This is a genomic window from Paenibacillus sp. LjRoot153, from assembly GCF_964253085.1.
Taxonomy (GTDB): Bacteria; Bacillota; Bacilli; order Paenibacillales; family NBRC-103111; genus Paenibacillus_E.
In genome coordinates, this window is sequence record NZ_CAXUQH020000001.1 from 696,967 (window position 1) to 718,036 (window position 21,070).

The window sequence follows — 21,070 nt, forward strand, 5'->3', positions numbered from 1 at the left end:
GAGAGTTAATTGAAAATAGTAAACAAAATTTTTGTAAGTTTTTATATGGTTCTCTTCATTGCATTGCAAATCTGGTGTTCTTTTGTAACCTTCCATTTTCCCTATAATGGTATCTACTTGGACACTGCTCGTACGGACGAGTGGATTGTCAGTAAACTCGAGGCGAATAGCACGAATGACAAGATTCATATCGGCGATAAAGTCATTGCGATCGATGGGAAACCACCAGGTGAATGGTCAACCGTCAAACGATGGAATGTGGTTGAGAAGGCGAACACGGTTGTAATTTGGAGAGATGGCGTCGTAGAAACTATCGATTTAAGGACAAGCCGCCCAGCCTTATTCGATATCATTTCGCTCGCGGAGGAATTCGTCTGTCTTTTCATGTGCGTATTATTATTGGTGAGGGAAAGTCGGTCGCCGTCCGCACGATTGCTTGCATTCTCCTTTCTTAGCGCTGCCCTAATCTTTATGAGCTTAGGCGCATCTATGCGGGGAGATTTAATAGGTAAGTTGATGATTGCTAGCTCGATGATGGTGCTGCCGATTGTCTTTCTACATTTTCTCGTGGTGTTCTTCAAAGAAAAGGGAGACATGGAGCTGCCCAAGGGACACTTTAAATACTTATACGGGATAGCCTTCCTAGCTTTTGTAATGAGAGGTCTATACCTCTTTCCTTCGATGGCTTTCGTATATCAGTATGACGGATCCGTCACGATGGGATTCTTCATTATTGTTATTTCCTTAAACATTTCCCTGCTAGCAACGTTGTTTGTGAAGGTCAGGAAAGCACAGACGCCGCTAGCTGGTATTATCAAAAGTGTGTTTTACTCATTGCTCATTTCGTTTCTACCCATTATCTGTCTCTCATTCATACCACAGCTCATTATCGGAGATTGGATATTCGATCCTATTTATACCAGCTGGCTATTATTAATATTTCCCATTACGTTCTCCTATTTAATAGCTTCGGATCAGTTATACGATATTGGCCTTGTCGTACGGCGTGTTGTATTTGCCAGTCTTATGGCGGTTGTACCCGTCAGCTTGTTTACCGGAGCTTTTGCCATTATTTTTCATGGGGAAACCAACGGAAAGCAAATTTTATTCGTATTCCTAGGCTCAATCTTCCTGCTTTCAGCCATGTTGTATGCAGCCGAATATTGGACGACGAGATTAGAGCCCTATCTGTTCCCAAGAAAATACATATTGCAGTCAGCGCTAAAAAAGATTTCCAAAAATTTAGGGACAATTTCCAGCTTTCGCGATTTGAAGGATATCATCCTTGTCGATATCGTTGGCACCTTGCAAGTGACGGGTGGTGCGATTGTTTTTCGGCATAAAAACGATATTGAAATTATCTGCGAAGGTGAAGTCGATACGGCAGAAATCCAGCGTTTGGTGAATTCATCTGCCATTCTCGATCACCCCTATTACACATTCTTGGAAATGAACTGCCATGAGGAATACACGAGCTATCTCATCGTGACACGGAAGAAGACGAACACACGGATCGCGAAGGAGGAGTGGCAATGGCTGCAGCTAATCACCTCCTATTTGGAAGTAAGTATGGAAAATGTGTATCTGATTCGTAAGTTAACGGGCAGACTTCAGCAAATGGTTTCCCATCTTCCGCAGGAAGAACATCTCTGGTTACGGAAGGTGATGTTCGAGCTTCAGGAGGAGGAACGTGTTCGAATTGCCACGGATCTTCATGATACGACGATGCAGGATTTATTTTTCCTCAAGCGAAGATTAACTACATTGGCGGAGAAACCTTCCATGCGTCAAGAGGATCGTGAACAGCTGAACAGCATGAACAATTTTGTGGAAATGATTAATGCCAGCTTGCGTCAGAGCTGCTTCGAGTTGAATCCTCATCTGTTGAAAGAGGTAGGGTTGAAGCAAACCTTGAAGACGTTCGTTGAGAAAGAATCCTATACGACGCCGTTCGAGATTTCCTTCCGAGCAGAGCAAATTTCCGAGATCGAAGGCAAGGATTTATCGGCCAAACGGCACATCTTCCGGATTGTGCAAGAATTACTTAACAACGCTAAGAAACATTCACAGGCGGCTAACGTGAGCTTTCATCTGTGGGAAGAAGATCATTTCTTTTACTTAAGTTATCGGGATGATGGCATAGGGTTCCATGTAAAGGAAGAGGTTGCCGTTGAAATCGCCGCATCCGGTATGGGGCTTGCTTATATGAGAAGCCGTGTGCTGCATGTAGGTGGGAGTTTTGAACTGGAGACCGCCGAGGGGGAAGGGACCCATATTTTAATCACAATACCAACTGAGGAAGTGATGTCAGCATGAGTGAAATCGTCAAAACATTAGTGGTCGATGACCATCCCTTATTCGCGCGGGCGACGAAAACGTTGCTTGATGAGATTGATCGTATCGAGGTGGTCGGAGTTGTTAGTAATGCGAAGGAATGTTTGGAATATGTGAAGTTGCATCAGCCTGGGCTCATATTTCTAGACTATCAGCTTCCCGATCAGACAGGAACAGAGGTTGCTGCACAGCTCAAACAACTATACCCGCACATCCATATTGTCATCTTCACCGGCATTGAGTTGGCAGGTATTTACAATAAATTGATTGAAATGAAAGTAAGCGGTGTACTGTCGAAAGAGTCAACGGAGCGGACGATCAAGAATATGGTGTATTGTATTTTGGATGGGTATACGATGATTCCGCTGTCCGTTTTTAACCAGATGCAATTAAATGAAGCCGATGCAGGCGAAGAATGTGAACTGCAAGAGGAAGAAGTGCTCATGATGAACATGCTGGTTAAAGGGGCTACACACGAACAAATTGCGGAACGGATTTTCATGAGCAAGCGTACGGTTGATAATTATTTGCGTAAAATTTATGACAAATGGGGCGCGAAATCAAGGACAGAGGCTTTGGAGAAGTTTATCAAAAGTAAATATTACACCTGAAAGTAGGCGCTTCGCATGCAGGACATTCAGCAGCACATGGCACGGATGATGGATGATTATATGTTTGATGAGGATTTGAAAACGCTGCTGAGATCATGCATGTCAGATAAAGAGACCTCGAGTCTGTCTTGGTCCAAAGTCACGTTGTGCACACACGCCATGTTAGGTGGGGGTTCGCCTGACATCTATCGCCGGGCGGCATTGACGGAGTTAGTTGTTCTTATCCTCGATATCGTCGATGATCTGCAGGATCAGGATAGCGAAAGTAAGCCTTGGATGCGCATTGACACGGCGAGTGCGTTGAATGCTGTATTAGCGCTAATGATCGGTATGGTAGGTGAACTGGGCAGGATGAATGCCAGTGGAACGATGTTGGTCGAGATCAGCAAAATCATTGCTAGGTCGATTAATGGCCAGCATAAAGATGTGATTAATGCGGTTTCCACTGTTGATGAATACTTATGGATGACCCAAGAGAAATCGGGTTCTTTATTCCGTCTTGCTTGCTTCCTAGGTTATTACGATACAGCATGTACGGAAGGAACGATAGAGCAGCTGCATCAAATAGCCGATTGTGTGGGACTTCTCCACCAGATTCAGAATGATGTGCGGGATCTCGTTCGCTATGATGAGAAAAGTGACTTGATGGCGAAGAAGAGGACGCTGCCGATCCTGTATCTACTCTCAGTTGAAGATGAAGACTTCTCACCTGTGAAGGCTTACTATAGGGGAGAGATTACGGCTGAACTTTTTGCGGAAAAGGAAAACGAAGTAAAACAGTTGATTCAGGACTCCGGCTGTTTGGAATATGCACGGATCGTTCAATCGGTGTGCATGCAGAAAGCTGAAGAGATATGGGCAGAGCTGCCGGCGTTGTCGCCATGGAAGGAAGAGTTCCGGACGCTGACGTGGGGAGATTTCATAAAGCATGGTGTTGAAGTGGAGCAGGCATAGCGCCTGCTCTTTTCTTAATATCTCCTGAGCCCCAGGCGAATAAATGGATTTTACAGTTAAATCGAGTTTTCGGTGAAATTTCTCGTAAATAGCTGTACATTTTCCAGTTAATACAAATCTCCGGCGCACTAGCCTCCCAAAACCAACAAACTCCCCCAACAACGCCCGAGCGCCGAGATCTCGAGTACGTATGTGAGAACTGTATAGGTGCGATGTATCCTAAGTATTACAAAGGTATTCGTGGATTCGAGTACACCATAAAAAAATGATATGGAACGCAAAAATGTTGAATTTCAATCGGAAGCGGTCTTCTGATAGAATTTAGATGGAGTTGGTTTCGTATTATAGGAGCGGCCTGTGCGAAAGAGATGATCCGAAAGGATGTAATCCAATCATACGGGCGAGCTTGGAATGGAGGAAGCGCTTGTTTCAGATCCTCATCGTGGATGACGAGCATATTGAACGAGAAGGTATTAAGCGATTAATCCATAAATATAAACTGCCCCTAGCTGTGTTTGAAGCTGAAAATGGTGAAGAAGCCTTAGAGATGCTAGCTTCGCATCCAATCGATATTGTATTAACCGACATTAAGATGCCGTTTATGGATGGCCTTACTTTGTGCGAGCGGGCACGGGCGCAGTTCCCAGAGTTGAAAATTATTATTTTCAGCGCATATGGGGAGTTTGAGTATGCACAGAGAGCGATTCATTATCAGATCTCCGCGTATTTGCTCAAGCCCATCGATGTGAGTGATTTCCAAAGAGCCTTTCATGAGGTCATTGCGCTCTGTCATAAGGATCAAGAGCAAGAGAAGGAAGAACTGTTCTTAGAGATTCTTCATGCAGCGCAAGCTTCTTCATCGCTCTCTCGCAAGTTAGATCTCATCGGGCTTGATTTTAGCCAGATGTCTGTTCAATTGATTTTAATTGATTACAGTTCATCGGTCTTTGATGTAGAGCACGACTTGCTCCCAGAGAGGCTTCAGGCCGTCATTCGTGCGTCATTCGATTATGTGAATTTGAACGAAAGTCAGAGCTTAGTTTGTGTGCGATGGGATCATACGGTTCGTAAGGAAGAGCTAGAGTCATTAGGCAGCAGGTTGAGAACAAGCATTGCGGACGCCTACAACGAAACCTTTACGATGGTCATTTCAAGGCTAATCAACACGGGAGATGAGTTGGCTCCAGAGTTTAAGCTCATGGAGAATGTGCTGGACTATAAATTTTTCTTTCATGAAAGCACAGTACTCTATACAGATGAAAGTCAAGGACAAGAAGAAATAGCGAGTACAATCCCTAAGCTAATGGAAACCCTCTATTGGCACCTGGAAGTGAAGGATGAATTCGGCCTACGCCAAGGTGTTGAGTTATTCTTTAAAACAATTGATGGGAGTGGGCAGCATTCGGCGATTTACGTGAAGTACATGTGTACGGAGCTGGCTAAGAAAATATGGGAAACGGCAGGGAAAACGGATGTTCACGCTTTTAAGTCGATTGTTGAGGCCATATTCGGATGTAAGTCCCTAGCCGAGTTGAAAGCGCAAATTCAAACTGTTCTCGGTTTGCTGGATGGTGATACGGAAGTTCATAATCCGGAATTTAGCAAGAAAGTGATCAAGGACATCCGGAAACTGATAGAGGATAACTATACATCGGATATCAGCTTACAGTGGATTGCAGAGAAGGTGTTTCTTACACAGACCTATGTAAGCTACTTGTTTAAGCGGGAAGTAGGGCAAACCTTTGTTAAATATATAACGACGATTCGGATGCATAAGGCGGAGGAGCTGCTGCGGGAGACGCATCTAACGATTGCGGACATTAGTCAGCAAGTTGGCTATATGAATACGTCGTATTTCTGCAAAACGTTTAAACAGGTTCATGGGCAGAGTCCGGCTAAATTCCGAGAAGGAACGAGCTGATATGAGAACTTTCCTAGCTTATTTCCAAAACTTAAGATTTAAACAAAAGCTGTTTATCTCCTATATGGTCGTTTCCATTATACCTGTTGTCGTATTGGGTATGTTTTCCTATCACCAAGCAAGCTCTTTCCTGCTCCAACAGGCGAAACAGAATTTGGACGGAGCTATTAGTCAAATCGCAGAGACGATTAACTATCGCGCGAAGCAGCATGAAGCGATCATTAATTCGATCACCCAGAATGTTGTCTTTAAGCGCATCTTTATTAGTAATGTCGGTGATTTCCCTGTCTTATATCGGGATTATGTGGATCCGTTTTTCAGTAACATTCTTGATTTTAATCGTGATATCTTACAAATATCGGTGTTTACAGAGAATCAGTCTATTCTGCGTGGCGAATATATTCTGCCGCTCGATTTGACATCGGATCTAAAGTGGGCGAATCAGCGGACGAATCCGAAAGAAACACAGTGGAACATAAAGAATGGCAAGCTCTTCGCTACAAGGCCGTTCGTAAGTGAAGAGGGAGTGCAGTTAGGGAAGGCACCCGCAGTGTTGTTCCTGAGCATTGATGCCGATAGTTTGTTTCAAGGCTTGGATGATATCAAAACGAATGCCTATGGTATTTTGATTTTAGATAAAGATGGCAATCAAATTCTATCTAAAAACATGCAGATGAGTGCAGAGCTTCCCATTGCTTCGCTGCCATCCTCCCAGTTAATGGAGCGAATTGGTTCCTTTTCTATGCAGGCGACGGATTACATGTACATCACAGCGGATATGGCAGAGCCGGGCTGGAAGCTGGTTTATTTTACACCTAAGAACGGGATTTCGGTGGATGCAAGGAGCATAGTTAGTGCGACAGCTTTGATTGTCTTGGTTTGTTTGGCTGGCTTGCTACTCATCATCTGGATGTTCTCCAACACCTTCGTCAAACGTATTATTAAGCTCAATAAGAAGATGATGATCGTCGAAAATGGAAACCTGAAGATTGACGTATCGAGTCAGTCTAGGGATGAAATTGGCCAATTAACGAATCGTTTCGGCAATATGCTTGTCAACATTAACACCTTGATCGAAGAAGTGTATCAAAGTAAAATCACGCAGAAAGAAGCGGAGCTCAAGGCGCTGCAGACGCAGATTAATCCGCATTTTCTATATAACACCTTGTCGATTATTAATTGGAAGGCATTAGAGATTGACGCGATGGAAATTAGTCAGATCACGAATACCGTTTCACGCTTCTATCGAACGGTTCTTAACAAGGGGAGAGATTTCATCCCTGTCCGAAATGAATTGGAGAATGCCAAGGATTATATGCATATTCAAAGTATCATGCATAATTATCGCTTTGATTTCATTTGTGAGGTAGATGAAGCGCTGTTGCGATATGACATGATTAATCTTATTTTTCAGCCGATTTTAGAAAATGCATTAGAACACGGTATTGATAAGTTGCGTAAAGGTAGTGGGCGCGGCTGTATCACCCTGCGAGGCTACAGGTCGGGAGATGACCTGGAATTTTGCATCGAAGACAACGGACCAGGGATGAGTAAGGAGCTGGCAGATGAGGTTATTCAACGGAGCTCGGTCGGGTACGGGTTGAAAAATGTACACGATCGCATCCAGATTCGCTTTGGACAAAGCTATGGCTTGCGAATTGAAAGTGAACTTGGGCACGGCACCAGCGTATTTTTAACCTTTCCTGCTTATATGGCGGAGGGGGTTTCTAGGGTAGAAGTATAGTGGAGAAGTATAGTGGATGAGGTAACACCTATGAGGTCGGCGTGAAGACGTCCGGACTGAATGGGTGTTTTTTTGCGTAAAAAAGTGTTACATATCGCAAAAATGTTGGATATTTGCAAAGTCAGTCATGCGCTAAAATTTACTTATTGGATGATTGATTGAAAGGAGTTGGAGTTATTGGGGGATAAGAAGCCGCTGCTCATCAAGCTGATACGCAGAGATAAACTGCTGCTGCTGATGTTTTTACCGGTATTTCTGTATTATTTCATATTTTGTTACTTGCCAATGCCGGGGGTCCTCATTGCATTCAAAAACTTTACACCGGGACATGGTGTATTCGGAGGCGATTGGGTGGGGCTTAGATGGCTGGACCAGTTCGTCCATTCTCGTTATTTCTGGCGACTGCTGAGGAACACCTTCCTGCTTGCGTTCTATCCGCTAGTCATCGGATTCTCGATCCCTATTCTTTTTGCCATATGCGTTGTTGAAATTAAGAATGGCCTCTTCAAGCGTTTTGCCCAAACGGTGACCTACCTGCCGCATTTTATCTCTACGGTTGTTATCGCGGGGATGATCATTAACTTCCTGTCGCCGACAGACGGTATTGTGAATACATTCTTGGCTTCAATGGGCATGGCCAAAATTAATTTCATGATGACGCCCGAATGGTTCCGATCCATCTTCACGGTATCGGGTATCTGGCAAAGCTTTGGTTTTAGCTCCATTATCTACATCGCGGCTATTATGGGGATCGATCAGGAAATGTACGATTCTGGAAAGATTGATGGCGTTAACAAATTTCAAGAGGTGTGGCATCTCACACTGCCAAGCTTGAAGCCAACGATTGTGATTCTATTCCTGCTCTCCATCGGCGGCATTATGAGTGTGAATTTCGAGAAGGTTTATCTGCTCTATAACGGTGCCACATACGAAACCGCTGATGTGATCTCGACCTATGTATACAGGCAAGGGATAGAGTCACAGAACTTTGGTTTTGCTACAGCAGTGGGGTTATTCAATTCGATTATCAGTTTCATCTTAGTATACGCGGCCAACCAAGCAAGTCGTCGTGTGAACGATATGTCTTTGTGGTAGCAGCGCCTTGAAATAAACGGCAACGTCGTCCTCTCAGGACTTCTCACAGTGTTTATCCCAAAATATAGCCGACTTATCATGTGAAACATATAAATTCTTATATTTCAAGAAAGGAGGCCTTTATGGTTAAATCATGGACGGACCGGAGTTTTTATATCATCGTTTACAGTCTTGTCGCTCTTGCGATTGTTGTGACCATATATCCATTCATTTATGTAGTAAGCATCTCAATGAGCTCGGTAGAAGCGATAGACAATAAGTTAGTCACGTTCTTACCGGTTGATCTGAATTTCGATGGGTACAAAATGGTGCTCGGCTATTCCGAATTATGGAAGTCTTACTACAACACCATTTGGTATACCGTTGTGGGAACGGTCTTTAATCTGGTGGCCACGTGCTTAGCGGCCTATCCGCTTTCCAGAAAGACGTTCTTCCTGCGAAGAAAGCTCAATTTCTACATCGCATTCACGATGTACTTCTCTGGCGGGTTAATTCCTCTTTACATGGTGATCACGGAATTAGGACTCTACAACACGAGATGGGCGATGATTCTGCCTGTACTTGTAAGTACCTTTAACGTCATGATCTTGCGATCAGCCTTCGAGAATATTCCGAACGAAATATTTGAGAGTGCAAACATAGATGGGGCTAAGGATTTCACCTTACTATTTCGTATTGCGATACCGCTTACAAAACCAACTTTAGCGGTACTAACCCTATACTATGCCGTCGCGCATTGGAACGATTTCTTCAATGCACTGCTGTATCTCGGGAAGGCGGAGCTGCAACCCTTGCAGATTTTCCTGCGGAGAGTACTTATTATGGCTTCACCTGAAATTATGCAGAAAATGGGGGGAGAGACAGCGGCTAAAGCGCTTGCTGTTTCGACGCTGCAGGTTCGCTACGTTTCGATTGTAGTCAGCATTTTACCGATTATTACGATCTATCCGTTCATCCAAAAATATTTCGTTCGTGGTATCACGCTAGGTGCAGTCAAAGGGTAGCAATGCTCTTGCTGGATATATAAGTGGGCTTTATACATTGAGGGAGGGTTTCGTATATGAAAAAAACACTCAAAACAACGGCAAGTCTGTCTCTGATTACGGCTTTATTCGCAATGGTAGCTGCAGGTTGTACAAGTGACGGGGGCGCTGAGCCAGCTGCTAGCACGGGAGCGGCGACGCTGAAACCAGATGCGAGTGCTGCGGCAGCCCCAGCGGGCTTCGCGTACAAAGGCACAGGGCCAATCACCGATAAAGCGGGAGCGCTCAAAATTCTAGCAACGAACGCATGGACGAACAATGTCGATCTTAACCAAGCTCCGATCGTCCAAGAGTTAAGTAAACGAGCAGGTATTACGGTCAATTGGGAGCTGCTTCCACCGTCGACCTATCAGGATGCGATTAGCCCGCGACTTGCCGCAGGAGCTGATCTCCCCGATGTGATCTATCAGTTGGATCAGGATCAGACGATGAAAAATATTCAAGGCGGCTTGTTCAAACCACTGAACGATTATATCGATAAATATGGTGTGAACATCAAGAAGCTATTCGAGAAATACCCTGCGCTGAAAGCAAGCTTAACGACACCAGACGGGAAGATTTACTATCTGCCGCAGCTGGCTGTGACCAAGAACTATATGCCTACTTTTATGGTGAACCAGAGATGGTTAGATAAGCTGGGCTTACAGGATCCAACAACGCTCGATGAATTCACGGATATGCTTCGTAAGTTCAAAGCGAATGATCCGAATGGCAATGGCAAGCAGGATGAAATCCCATTCTCGGTAGCGCCTAATCAACTAGCGAATGCATTTGGACCGGTATTCGGATTGGATTTGGCCAATAACTTCTATGCAGACAAGGACGGCAAGGTGCATTATTCGTACTATGAGCCGAACTATAAGGAATATTTAACCTACTTAAATAGTTTGTACAAAGAAGGGTTATTAGAATCAGATTTCGCTAGTGTCACGGCAGATCAGATTACTTCCAAATTTTCGCAAAATATAACAGGTGCTACGTTTAACTTTAGTTGGTATACCTCTATGGTGTACAGCAAGCTGTTCAAGGATTACGATCCTACGAAACCGTTGATTAAAGGGATTGCTCCATTCAAAGGGCCGCACGGCGATCAATTCTATATAGGACGGAACCCGATCACAGGTATATTTGGCGTTACGAAGAATGCTAAGGACCCTGAGCTGGCATTCAAATTCTTGGATTACGCGAGCAGTGAAGAATCCAAGGAGATGTATGTGTGGGGACTGAAAGGACAAACGTTTGATGTGGTTGATGGCAAGAAACAATTTACGGAGAAAGGCAAGGATAATGATTTTATCCAAAAATTCGGTATCAATCCAACTAATTTGCCGATTGAGCAATCCGTTGAAGCAACGGATGTACTGGTAGCGCCATGGCATGCTAAGATTGATAAAGAGATGGAGAAATATATCAAAGCACCATTCCCTTTCGTATACGCGCTGAAAGCTGAGGCTGACAAGGAGAATACGGTGATGCCAGATATCACGACGTACGTTAATGAAATGAATATTAAGTTTATTACTGGCAAGGAAAGTCTGGATAAATTCGATAGCTATATCAAGTCGTTGAAAAGTATGGGTGTTGAGGATGTCATTAAAGGTAGACAAGCGCAATATGACCGTTATCTCACAGCCAGTAAGAAATAAATAACGATTGTCGTTTGTGTAACTAGCACAGCAGCCGCGGAAATGGCTGCTGTGTTTATCCATTTGCGGCGACGAATCACAAAAAGGACGGTCTCAGGATGAAAAGATCCACCTATACACTGCTGTTCATCGTGATTTGTACTTCGGTTGTTGTGCTCATGATCGTTGGCAAGGGAGGAGATCCTGGGCTGACACCAGCAACATCACACACGAACAAGTCGGGGCAAGGCCTAACGCCAACCACCTTACATCTCTTGTTTCCTTTGGAGAAGCCAGCTGCCCAAGATGAAGTTATCCAAGCTGTTGAGAACAAGCTAGCAAAGGACGGCTTGCCTATCAAGCTCAAATTTACCTATATCCCGTATGATCAGTACTGGAATAAGCTGTGGCTGAATGCGGCAAGCGGGGAGCCTTATGATATTGCTTTATCGGCGTATTCGAATATCGCGGATTTAGTTTCCAAGAAAGTCTTAGCACCCTTGGATGATGCGCTTCGCGATTATGGTCATGCGATAGTAAACAGCACACCGGATTACGCCTTTCAAGGCGCAACGATAAACGGGCATATCTATGGAATTCCTCGCGTGATGCCGATTGCTGAGTTTCAGAGTTTCGTGCAGATAAGAGGCGATTTGAGAAAGAAATATGGTTTACCGGAAATTAAGACGGTGGCCGATATGGATACGTATTTGGAGACGATTCATCAGAATGAACCGAAAATTACGCCCTATTTTTACGACACAGGCCGTTTCTTGCTTCGAGAATACGGGGATGTCGCTTTTTTTGCGGGAGGTTACTTGAATGCTCCTGTGTATATTGACCCAGCGGATCCAAAGCTTAAGGTTAGAGATACGTATGAGTCGGATTTTTTCGTTCATATCATGGAGAAGATGCATGAATGGCAGAAGAAGGGCTATATCCCATATGGCCCATCAGACACCTCGAAGTATCCAGATCCAGAGCTTGCTTTTAACTCAGGTAAAGTGGCTGCAACATGGAGTGTTGTCATGAAGCAAACCGAGCGAATTGATGCGTTCAAAGCGATGCTCCCAGAGGGAGAACTAGAAAATGTGTATTTGCATCCAGAAAAGCCGAAGTATTTATATACCGGTGCTGACAATATTCTTTCTGTATTTTCGACAAGCCAGCATGTAAATGAGTCTGTTGCTTTCCTGAATTGGCTGAGAAGCAGCCAGGAGAACTACGATCTCTTCACGTATGGGATCAAGGATGTGAATTACAAGCTGAAGGACGAGGCCATCGTTTATGACGGTATCGCGCCCGAGCATCAGTATAACCCGATCAGTTGGACTTGGAATGATATTCGGTTTGCTCGGTTTAGTACCTATATCTCCCCTGCATATAGCAAAGAGCTGCGGGACTGGGACAAGGAAGCTATCGTTTCCCCAACGCTTGGCTTTGTGCCTGATCTGGCTCCAATTAAATCGGAGATTGCCCAGCTCAATGTCATCATTACGGAGTATTTACCGATTCTGTATGATGCGAAAGTGGATTGGACAACTACGATGGCAAGCTTCAGAGCCAAATTAAAAGATGCGGGAATGAATCATGTTATTTCGGAAATTCAACATCAATTTGATGCGTACCGCGCTAGTAGAAAGGGTGAAAGACCATGATTACCGTTGCAGCAGATGGGAGCGGCGAATTCATAAGCATACAAGAGGCTGTTGACCATATCCCAGAGGGACAGACTGAGCCTACGATCATTTACATCAAAAGCGGCGTATATAAAGAGAAGTTATATATCGATAAGCCATGGATAACGTTGGTTGGGGAAGGGGCGGAAACGACTGTGATCTCCTATGACGATTACGCGAAAAAGTTGTTTCCGAGCGGAGAACCTTACCACACGTTTCATTCTTACACGGCTTACATCGGCGGGGACCATGTGACGGTCGAGGGCGTTACGTTCGAGAATACAGCGGGAAGCGGGGATATCGTGGGGCAAGCTTTGGCTGCTTATGTCGATGGGGACTGCGTTACCTTTCGCGATTGTCGATTCCACGGACATCAGGACACGCTGTTCACAGGGCCGTTGCCACCGAAACCGCGAGATCGCGGCAGCTTTGGCGGTCCAAGGGAAGATGCGCCGAGACGTCCGGTGAGGCAGTATTACGAACGCTGCTATGTGGAGGGGGATGTTGATTTTATTTTTGGCTCGGCGACAGCTGTGTTTCAGGAGTGTGAGATTGTCTCCTTGGGACGCGGCTGGATCACAGCAGCATCTACCCCGGAGGAGGCTCCATATGGTTATGTATTTCTCAGGTGTAAGCTGTCCGGAGATGCGCCTGAGCAGTCTGTTGGTCTAGGAAGGCCGTGGCGGAATTATGCGAAGGTTGCGTTTGTAGATTGTTGGGTAGGGCCGCATATTAAGGCTGCGGGCTGGGATCGATGGAATGAACAGGAACCGATAGATGATGTCGTGTACATGGAGTATGGGAGTGTGGGACCTGGGGCTGTAAGCAACGGGCGCGTCGAGTGGGCAAGGGAGTTGACCGATGTGGAGTCGGTAAAATGGACGGTTCAGCATATTCTTGCAGGCGATGATGGCTGGGATCCAACGAAGCGGGGGGAATAAGCACGTCCGGTGGTCTTATCTCGCCAAACGCCTAGATATTCGAATAAATAAGCAAGTTTAGCTTGCGTATTGCCGTCAGGATGATTCCTGACGGTTTTTCATTGTCTCGGAAAGGATATTGACAACGATTCTCACTCAAACTATAATAAATACTATATTATAGTAATTATAAATAAGGGGAATACCGCGATAGTAAATCGAAGCTCATGGCGATTTGCAAATTTCTATCCAGCGGATGCGAATTTAGGAGAGAGCCTCTCGGTAGGCTTGAATGTAGATATTCGAGTTATGTGAAGCATTTGAAACGGTAAGTTTTTCTACACAAAATGAAAACAAGGAGGTTCCATGATGATGAAACATGATCTGAATCTAGCTTTACAGCGGATGCGGGCCAAAAACATACCGTTGACACCGCAGCGATGTGCAATACTTACGTTTCTTTACGCGCAGGGCAGTTACACAACCGTCAAAGACATATGTGAAGCGCTGATTGCTAAGTATCCTCATATGAATGCGATGACGGTTAACAGCAGCTTGCACGTATTTAAACAGCTTGGTTTGGTGAATGAATTGGTTGTTAGCGGAGCCTCTTTACGCTATGAAGCGGCAATTTGTTCGTAAATGGTTGATAATAGGTAAGGCGCTGGAGTGTGAGAAGAGATAAGGTTGCCTCTTCTCACACTCCAGCGCCTTTTTTTTAGTCTAACCCCGATTGCTTGTTCGTACTTTCGCGTCTAAGTTCGTTCACGGCAGCCATGAGTTCTTTACTAATATAGGACCCAGCTTCTCCATAGACAGGCTCAAGTACATGCTGCCATTCATCCCGTTCTTCATTGGTTAGGAGGTGGACGTTCATCTGCCCAATCCTCTGTAATTCGTTCCATTGTTTACGGTTGATCTCGATCGCATTTTGATTCGCCCAAACCGTCGCTTCTTGCATGGCTTCATTAATCGTCCTTTGCTGCTCTGCCGATAATTTCTCCCAAAATACTTTATTCACTAGCACGCCATAGCCAAGATAGGCATGATTGCTGATGGTCAAATATTTTTGGACCTGATACAGTTTTTTAGAGTAAATGTTCGAAATCGTATTCTCTCCACCATCTACCTGACCGGATTCCATGCTGCGGTATACGAGGTTAAAAGGAACAGGTACTGTCTTCGCATTCAGTTGCCGAAATTGGGATTCGATGATCTTGCTTGGAAGAATTCGAAATTTCAAATCTCGAAAATCCTCGGGATGAGCAAGCGTACCGCGGTTTGACGTCATTTGCTGAAAACCGTTAGCCCAAAAACCGAGACCAACGATGCCCTTCGGCTCTAATTTACGCATCAGAATGTTTCCGATTTTGCCTTGAAAAGCTTTAGTGACATCCTCTTCATTTTGAAAAACGAAAGGAAGATCCATAGCCATCCAATCCGGAACGACTTGGGATATATTAGAGAAGCTCGGCGCGATCATTTGAATGCTGCCGCTCTGCAAAGCGCCAACTTCATCAGTTTCATTGTATAGAGTACCATTGGGGAATAATTCTATCTTAATGGTGTCGTTGGTCTTTGCTTTGACTAATTGGGCGAATTTCTGAGCCGCTAGTCCTTTGGGTGTATTCTCCGCCACGACAAAGCTGAATCGAATGATCGTTTGTTGAGCGAGTCCGATCTGCTCATCATCAGTGACAAGTGGACCTTTACCCCATTGCCATGAAAAGCCAAATCCCACCGCTGTCAGGAGACCGATTACAATAAACATCATGATACCGAAGAACGTTTTCATACGGACCCCCAGCTGTTTTATATCGTAAATTCAGTGTAACATAATGTAGGAGGATCTTAGAAATAAACGGAAAGCTAGAAAGTGAGTGATCGGCTTTGAAGATCAAGGGACTTCGCATGAATTGGAAAATTACGATCCTGTCGTTCGGCATTGTATTATTTGCGATTTGTATCGGAGGTATCATTTTAATAGGCCGTGTGATTCACCTTCAGGAACAAGAGCTTGGACAGAGACTGCTTGTTACTGCGCGCACAGTTACCCAATTGCCTTCTATTATCAGCGGGCTAACGGAACAAAGCCAAAGGCAGGAAATTAATCCGATCAGCGAACGTCTACGTATTATTAATGATGTTGACTATATTGTTGTCATGGATATGAACGGCATTCGTTGGTCTCACCCGTCATCCTCCCGGATCGGGGAGCTTTCGCACGGGGAGGACGAACATGCTGCATTTGCCGAGCATACTTATCTTTCTAGGGCAAAAGGAGAACAAGGCACAGCGCTTAGAGCCTTCGTACCTGTCATGAATGAGCAGCACGAACAGGTAGGTGTCGTATTGGTGGGGAAGCTGGTGCCGGGGCTAACTGGGATCATTCTCGACATGCGTGGGCAAATTTATGTGACGGTATTTTTGTCTTTGCTGTTTGGTATTTGGGGTTCGTGGATGCTTTCAAGGCATATTAAAGAACAGATGTTTCGCTTGGAACCTGAGGAAATCGCCCAGCTGCTCGTAGAGCGAACCGCCACTTTCAATGCGATGCATGAAGGTGTTATTGCCATAGACAGCCGGGAATACATCACGGTTTTTAACGATAAAGCCAAAAAAATGCTGCAAATCGAAGGGGATGTACTGGGCCGCCTTATTCGAGAAGTGCTGCCGGATACGAGACTTCCAGAAATTTTGCAGCTTAATCATGCTATTTACAACCAAGAGCTGCATGTTGGTCCTGCTCATATTCTGAGTAATCGAGTTCCCATAAAAGTAGGCCATCAAACGGTTGGTGCAGTAGCTATTTTTCAAGATCGCTCGGAGGTGACGAAAATTGCTGAAGAGCTGACCGGCGTAAGAGCATTTGTTGATGCACTTCGTGTGCAGAATCATGAGTATATGAACAAGCTGCACACCATCGGCGGTTTGATCCAACTTGATCATAAGCAGAAGGCGCTGGACTATTTGTTTGAAACGATGGAAGCGCAATCCGAACTTAGCAGCTTTGTCTCGAGCAAGATTGCGAATGAGAGTGCTGCTGGTTTGCTTTTGGGGAAAATCAGCCGCGGTAGAGAGTTGGGTGTCGATGTTCGTTTGGACCGAGCAAGCAGGTTGATGCGATTTCCAGATCATTTAGATCAGCACGACGTTGTGGTCATCTTGGGGAATCTGATTGAAAATGCATTTGATGCCCTGAAGCAGAAGGAAGGCAAGAAAGAGGTCTTTATCAGCATCGAACAGGATGATGACTTATTATCAATCTTGGTCGAGGATAATGGGAAAGGTATGAGTGAGGAAACCAAACAACGCATGTTTGAGCGAGGTTTCTCTACAAATGTAGGCGAAAGCAGGGGCATTGGTTTGTATTTAATCCATAATATTGTGAACAAATGCGGTGCTCATCTGGAAGCAGAGTCCACACTTGGCGTGGGAACGAGCTTTATTCTCACTTTCCCGATGCATACAAGAGAGGATGAAACTCATGCATAGAGTCGTACTGATTGAGGACGATCCGATGGTTCTTGAAGTGAACAGGCAATTTGTTGAGAGGGTTCCCGGCTTTGAAATTGTAGGGACTTCATCTAATGGCATTGAGGGTATCAAGAAAGTTCGTCATTTGAAGCCTGACCTCGTGATTCTTGATATTTATATGCCGGGCCAAAATGGAACCGAATTGCTGCAGCAGATTCGAAATGAACAGTTACATACAGATGCCATTGTAATTACGGCCGCTAATGATACTCCAACGATTCAGCGGATGCTTCATCAGGGGGCAGTGGACTATATCATGAAGCCTTTTAAGTTTGAACGGGTCCAAGAGGCACTGGAAAATTATCGGACGATGAAGAGAAGATTAGGGAAGGAATCGACATTATCTCAGGTTGAACTGGATCAATTATTACACGGTAACGGGGGAGAATCGCTTCCTGAATCACCTGCCATCAGCGCGCAAATGGATTTGCCCAAAGGTCTGCAAGCACTGACGATGAAACAAGTCATGCTGTTTATGATGCAGCAGGACAAATCTTTATCCGCCGAAGAAGTAGCTGAGGGCGTAGGGCTGGCAAGAGTCACAGCACGTAGATATCTGGATTTTCTAGAGAAGAATAAACAGGTGAAGCTAGACCTTGAATATGGTGGAATTGGGCGCCCGATCAATAGGTATGTGTGGACGAAAGAGAACAAAAGATCATAAGTCAAAGTGAAGACCAAAAAGACCATAAGTACCAATATGGTCAAATTCTTCACGTCTTCTATTGAAAGCGATATCATGAAAACAGATGTAGCAAAGTCAAATATCGCTTGAGGTGAAACCATGTCAATCCCTTCGGGAGTTAATACAAGTATTATTTTGAGGTTAGAATTGGATAAGAATACCGCATCATTCGGTAGTGTGGCTACGGCCATTAGCGATGCAGGTGGCGATATTATTGCCATTGACGTCGTTAGAACGGATAAGAACATCACGGTTCGGGATATCACGATCAATGTATACGATAACAAGCATACCGAACTGATTTCCTCGGCTATCCGCACATTGCCGGGAGTGAAAATCGTTCATGTTTCGGATCAAACGTTTCTGCTTCATTTGGGCGGGAAAATTGAAATGAGTCCTAAGTATCCCATTAAAAATCGGGATGACCTCTCCAGGGTATATACACCGGGTGTTGCCAAGGTGTGCATGGCGATCCACGAAAAGCCATCGCTTGCCCATACGCTCACAATCAAACGTAATACGGTTGCGGTCATATCCGATGGAACTGCCGTCCTTGGTCTGGGTAACATTGGACCTGAAGCGGCAATGCCTGTAATGGAAGGAAAGGCGATGTTGTTTAAGCAGCTAGCTGGTGTCGATGCGTTCCCAATATGTCTAGCAACTCAGGATACAGATGAAATTGTAAGCATCGTGAAAGCGCTATCACCAACTTTCGGCGGAATTAATCTAGAAGATATATCTGCTCCTAGATGCTTTGAGATTGAACAGCGGCTTATCGAGGAACTGGATATTCCCGTTTTTCATGATGATCAGCATGGTACAGCTGTGGTGCTTTTAGCAGGATTGCTTAATGCCGTTAAAATCGTAGGCAAAAAGCTTGAGGATTGTAAAGTCGTGCTTTGCGGCGTTGGCGCGGCAGGAACGGCTTGCACCAAAATGCTGATGGCTGCAGGGGTTCGAAACATTATTGGTGTCGATCGACAAGGTGCTATCACGCGTGATGGCATTTACGATAATCCGTTTTGGCAATGGTACGCGGAACATACGAATCCGAAGCAGATTCAAGGATCGCTATCAGAAGTTATGGAAGGTGCTGATATATTTATCGGCGTTTCGGGTCCCGGTGTACTTAAAAGAGAAGACGTCGCCAAAATGGCGAGAGATCCTATTGTCTTTGCGATGGCAAACCCGACACCGGAAATTCTCCCCGAAGAGGCTGAGCCTTATGTACGGGTTATGGCTACCGGGCGTTCGGACTATCCGAACCAAATCAACAATGTGCTGTGCTTCCCAGGCTTGTTCCGAGGAGTACTGGATTGCAGAGCATCCAGAGTGACAGAGAATATGAAGCTTGCAGCAGCCAAGGCGATCGCGTCGGTTGTTCAAGAGGATGAGTTGAATGAGTATTACATTATTCCAAGTGTGTTTAATCAATCAGTCGCGGAACGTGTGAGAGAAGCGGTTATAGAAGCGGCTTATGAAGACGGGGTCGCCAGAAGACGCAAAGAGAAAGTCCAAGCCTAGCTTAGGTAGAGATGAAGGAGGATATAAGATGATAAAACTTAGAAAAAACTTAACACTGCAAGTACTGCTAGCGATTGTGCTCGGGATCGCAGTAGGACAGTTTTTCCCTCATCAGGCTGAAAGCTTAAAAGTACTTTCCGATGTGTTCGTGAAAATGATCAAGATGGTCATTGCGCCAATTGTGTTCTTTACCATTGTAATCGGGATATCTGGTATGGGAGATATGAAAAAAGTAGGTCGAATCGGCGGCAAGGCGCTTCTGTACTTTGAAATTATAACTACGTTTGCAATGGTTATCGGGGTAGCTGTCATGTACATCATTCGCCCTGGCGCAGGAATGAGCACAGCTGGTGTGAAAGCCGCAGATGTTGCGAAGTATACGAAAGACGCGGCAGCAAGCAGTCACGGCTTCATCGATTTCATCACAGGTATCGTTCCGGATAACGTGATGGCTGCATTCGCCAAAGGTGATATGCTGCCGGTTCTATTCTTCTCTATCTTGTTTGGCTTGGCCATGGCTGGTCTTGGGGACAGTGCGAAACCCGTTACGAATTTCCTAGAGAAAATGAATGATATTTTCTTCCGAATTGTAGGGATCATTATGAAATTCTCTCCAATTGCTGCTTTTGGGGCGATGTCTTATACGATCGGTAAATTCGGCGTGCATTCGTTATTCTCTCTCGGTAAAATGATGGGATCCGTCTATGTGACCATGGCTCTATTCATCTTTATTGTCCTTGGAACGATTTGTAGAATATATGGATTCAGCCTGATTAAGCTCTTGCGATTCATTAAAGAAGAGCTGCTTCTTGTACTAGGGACATCTTCTTCCGAATCTGCATTACCGCGTGTTATGGAAAAGCTGGAGAAGTTCGGTGCATCCAAACCTGTCGTAGGTCTTGTCGTTCCCACTGGTTATTCGTTCAACCTGGATGGTACATCGATCTACTTATCTATGGCAGGGTTATTCATTGCACAAGCCTATGGTGTAGAACTAAGCTTGATACAGGTACTGACCTTCATGGGCGTACTGATGTTAACTTCGAAAGGTGCTGCGGGCGTTACCGGATCGGGCTTCGTTACACTAGCGGCTACACTAGCCGCAATACCGAACAATGTCATTCCAATTGAAGGCATGGCGCTTCTGATTGGGGTGGACCGATTCATGTCGGAAGCGAGAGCGATAACGAACATCATAGGTAATAGCGTAGCGACAATTGTTATTGCGAAAAGTGAAGGGCAGTTTAATCCACATGCAGAAGAACCGGATATGTCTCTGCAACCGGGATCTGTGAAAGAAGTTTCTGCTTTCTAATGTGAATTGGTTAAGAGGGTATTCCATTTTATGGAGTGCCCTCTTTTTCAATAGGAGGTCATGTCGAAAAATATTAGGACGAT

General features: G+C 44.9%; 16 protein-coding genes. 15 read left to right on the forward strand and 1 reads right to left on the reverse strand.

The features are described from left to right. Positions 1-9: 9 nt before the first annotated feature. From ACSQ8P_RS03220 to ACSQ8P_RS03270, 11 genes are all read left to right on the forward strand, one after another. The gene (locus ACSQ8P_RS03220) at positions 10-2,316 is read left to right on the forward strand and encodes an ATP-binding protein (RefSeq protein ID WP_436233880.1); all 2,307 of its coding nucleotides are present in this window, start codon (positions 10-12) and stop codon (positions 2,314-2,316) included. Then, positions 2,313-2,945, forward strand: coding sequence for a response regulator transcription factor (locus tag ACSQ8P_RS03225; protein ID WP_171637586.1), 633 nt, complete (start codon positions 2,313-2,315; stop codon positions 2,943-2,945). Before ACSQ8P_RS03220 ends, ACSQ8P_RS03225 begins: the two co-directional genes overlap by 4 nt. Before the next feature lie 15 nt (positions 2,946-2,960). Next, a complete protein-coding gene (locus ACSQ8P_RS03230) occupies positions 2,961-3,899 on the forward strand; it encodes a polyprenyl synthetase family protein (protein ID WP_436233881.1) in 939 nt (312 codons plus the stop codon). 424 nt (positions 3,900-4,323) lie between these two features. Then, positions 4,324-5,820: a response regulator transcription factor gene (locus tag ACSQ8P_RS03235; protein WP_436233882.1), complete on the forward strand. Its 1,497-nt coding sequence runs from the start codon at positions 4,324-4,326 to the stop codon at positions 5,818-5,820. A gap of 1 nt (position 5,821) precedes the next feature. Then, positions 5,822-7,564 carry a sensor histidine kinase gene (locus ACSQ8P_RS03240; protein ID WP_436233883.1) on the forward strand — a complete coding sequence of 581 codons (1,743 nt, stop codon included), beginning with the start codon at positions 5,822-5,824 and terminating at the stop codon, positions 7,562-7,564. Between the two features lie 177 nt (positions 7,565-7,741). Next, complete coding sequence (locus ACSQ8P_RS03245; RefSeq protein WP_436233884.1) at positions 7,742-8,659, forward strand: ABC transporter permease; 918 nt, start codon at positions 7,742-7,744, stop codon at positions 8,657-8,659. Between the two features lie 122 nt (positions 8,660-8,781). Further along, entirely contained in the window at positions 8,782-9,663 is an 882-nt protein-coding gene (locus ACSQ8P_RS03250; RefSeq protein WP_436233885.1) for a carbohydrate ABC transporter permease, read from the forward strand. Positions 9,664-9,719: 56 nt separating this feature from the next. After that, positions 9,720-11,348 (forward strand): extracellular solute-binding protein, encoded by a 1,629-nt coding sequence (locus ACSQ8P_RS03255; RefSeq protein WP_436233886.1) that lies wholly within the window; start codon positions 9,720-9,722, stop codon positions 11,346-11,348. A gap of 98 nt (positions 11,349-11,446) precedes the next feature. Continuing rightward, entirely contained in the window at positions 11,447-12,985 is a 1,539-nt protein-coding gene (locus ACSQ8P_RS03260) for an ABC transporter substrate-binding protein (RefSeq protein ID WP_436233887.1), read from the forward strand. Further along, complete coding sequence (locus ACSQ8P_RS03265; protein WP_436233888.1) at positions 12,982-13,947, forward strand: pectinesterase family protein; 966 nt, start codon at positions 12,982-12,984, stop codon at positions 13,945-13,947. Before ACSQ8P_RS03260 ends, ACSQ8P_RS03265 begins: the two co-directional genes overlap by 4 nt. A 348-nt stretch (positions 13,948-14,295) precedes the next feature. Beyond that, the gene (locus ACSQ8P_RS03270; RefSeq protein ID WP_436233889.1) at positions 14,296-14,568 is read left to right on the forward strand and encodes a Fur family transcriptional regulator; all 273 of its coding nucleotides are present in this window, start codon (positions 14,296-14,298) and stop codon (positions 14,566-14,568) included. 76 nt (positions 14,569-14,644) lie between these two features. On the opposite strand, the gene ACSQ8P_RS03275 is transcribed toward ACSQ8P_RS03270, so the two are convergent. Beyond that, a complete protein-coding gene (locus ACSQ8P_RS03275) occupies positions 14,645-15,721 on the reverse strand; it encodes a DctP family TRAP transporter solute-binding subunit (RefSeq protein WP_436233890.1) in 1,077 nt (358 codons plus the stop codon). A gap of 116 nt (positions 15,722-15,837) precedes the next feature. Between ACSQ8P_RS03275 and ACSQ8P_RS03280 the strand changes: the two genes are divergently transcribed. The 4 genes from ACSQ8P_RS03280 to ACSQ8P_RS03295 all read left to right on the forward strand — a co-directional run bounded on the left by ACSQ8P_RS03280 (position 15,838) and on the right by ACSQ8P_RS03295 (position 20,987). Then, positions 15,838-17,421, forward strand: a complete 1,584-nt coding sequence (locus ACSQ8P_RS03280; RefSeq protein WP_436233891.1) for an ATP-binding protein — start codon at positions 15,838-15,840, stop codon at positions 17,419-17,421. Continuing rightward, positions 17,414-18,127, forward strand: a complete 714-nt coding sequence (locus ACSQ8P_RS03285) for a response regulator (RefSeq protein ID WP_436233892.1) — start codon at positions 17,414-17,416, stop codon at positions 18,125-18,127. The genes ACSQ8P_RS03280 and ACSQ8P_RS03285 overlap by 8 nt, the downstream gene beginning before the upstream one ends. 120 nt (positions 18,128-18,247) lie before the next feature. Then, positions 18,248-19,672: an NAD-dependent malic enzyme gene (locus ACSQ8P_RS03290; RefSeq protein WP_436233893.1), complete on the forward strand. Its 1,425-nt coding sequence runs from the start codon at positions 18,248-18,250 to the stop codon at positions 19,670-19,672. A gap of 28 nt (positions 19,673-19,700) precedes the next feature. Next, a complete protein-coding gene (locus ACSQ8P_RS03295) occupies positions 19,701-20,987 on the forward strand; it encodes a dicarboxylate/amino acid:cation symporter (RefSeq protein ID WP_436233894.1) in 1,287 nt (428 codons plus the stop codon). Positions 20,988-21,070 lie beyond the last annotated feature (83 nt).

Bases quoted from the DNA above. Each gene is read 5' to 3' on its own strand.
- ACSQ8P_RS03250 (WP_436233885.1), top strand. From the start codon at position 8,782: ATGGTTAAATCATGGACGGACCGGAGTTTTTATATCATCGTTTACAGT.
- ACSQ8P_RS03225 (WP_171637586.1), top strand. From the start codon at position 2,313: ATGAGTGAAATCGTCAAAACATTAGTGGTCGATGACCATCCCTTATTC.
- ACSQ8P_RS03290 (WP_436233893.1), top strand. From the start codon at position 18,248: ATGTCAATCCCTTCGGGAGTTAATACAAGTATTATTTTGAGGTTAGAA.
- ACSQ8P_RS03270 (WP_436233889.1), top strand. From the start codon at position 14,296: ATGATGAAACATGATCTGAATCTAGCTTTACAGCGGATGCGGGCCAAA.
- ACSQ8P_RS03280 (WP_436233891.1), top strand. From the start codon at position 15,838: ATGAATTGGAAAATTACGATCCTGTCGTTCGGCATTGTATTATTTGCG.
- ACSQ8P_RS03275 (WP_436233890.1), bottom strand. From the start codon at position 15,721: ATGAAAACGTTCTTCGGTATCATGATGTTTATTGTAATCGGTCTCCTG.
- ACSQ8P_RS03265 (WP_436233888.1), top strand. From the start codon at position 12,982: ATGATTACCGTTGCAGCAGATGGGAGCGGCGAATTCATAAGCATACAA.
- ACSQ8P_RS03295 (WP_436233894.1), top strand. From the start codon at position 19,701: ATGATAAAACTTAGAAAAAACTTAACACTGCAAGTACTGCTAGCGATT.
- ACSQ8P_RS03260 (WP_436233887.1), top strand. From the start codon at position 11,447: ATGAAAAGATCCACCTATACACTGCTGTTCATCGTGATTTGTACTTCG.
- ACSQ8P_RS03240 (WP_436233883.1), top strand. From the start codon at position 5,822: ATGAGAACTTTCCTAGCTTATTTCCAAAACTTAAGATTTAAACAAAAG.
- ACSQ8P_RS03285 (WP_436233892.1), top strand. From the start codon at position 17,414: ATGCATAGAGTCGTACTGATTGAGGACGATCCGATGGTTCTTGAAGTG.
- ACSQ8P_RS03230 (WP_436233881.1), top strand. From the start codon at position 2,961: ATGCAGGACATTCAGCAGCACATGGCACGGATGATGGATGATTATATG.
- ACSQ8P_RS03255 (WP_436233886.1), top strand. From the start codon at position 9,720: ATGAAAAAAACACTCAAAACAACGGCAAGTCTGTCTCTGATTACGGCT.